The 685-nt window shown below is 61.6% G+C and carries 1 protein-coding gene and 1 pseudogene; both read right to left on the bottom strand.

The genetic code is table 11. From position 1 onward, the window contains the following. Nucleotides 1–339: pseudogene (locus tag QHC67_RS18970) on the bottom strand (MFS transporter); the annotation flags it as partial. 54 nt (nucleotides 340–393) lie between these two features. Further along, the coding region (locus QHC67_RS18965) for a fumarylacetoacetate hydrolase family protein (protein WP_319296724.1) at nucleotides 394–685 on the bottom strand (292 nt) is incomplete at its 5' end.

The raw sequence follows: 685 nt of genomic DNA, 5'->3' as shown, positions 1-685 counted from the left end.
TTTCGCAGCAGCCGCCTGATCGGCGCAGAGCGACAGCCTACCTCTGACTGCCGCCAATCTTTGCAACAGAGCCCGACCGATCCTGTCGGCGACGGGACTGAGAAGGAACGCGCCGATCGTCAGGCCGAGCAGCCCGACACCGAAAATGGGGCCAAAAGCGGCCTTGTCGAGCTTCCATGCTTCGGCGATTGTCGGCGCGACATAGGCTATCGCCTGCGTGTCAAAGCCGTCGAGGCTTGCGATAAGTGCACATAGCGCAGCGATCCTGAACTGATAGGGACCAAAGCATGCGGCATCGATCGCGGAGGCCGATCCGGCCTCCGCTGTTAGAACTGCCATAACTACCCTCCTCGGATTAGCGGTCTTAGCGCCGCCTTCTGGGCTGATGAAAAATCAGTCGGCGGCTTTTGGGCCGATGGTGACTTCGGTGGGTTCGAGACCCTCGATCGTGACGGTCACCACGTCGCCCTCGACCACAGCTCCAACGCCAGCGGGCGTGCCAGTGTAGATGAGATCGCCCGGCTCGATACGATAGAGCGTGCTGAGGAACGCGATGACGTCGGCGACGGGCCAGATCAGTTCGGTCAGATCCGCATCCTGCTTCACTTCACCGTTCACGGTGAGGCGGATTGCCCCCTTGTCGAGATGACCCACCTCGGACACGGGGTGGATGAGGCCCAGTGGC

It is taken from the genome of Sphingobium sp., assembly GCF_033795625.1.
Lineage (GTDB): Bacteria > Pseudomonadota > Alphaproteobacteria > Sphingomonadales > Sphingomonadaceae > Sphingobium.
This window is presented reverse-complemented; position numbering and strand designations above follow the sequence as displayed.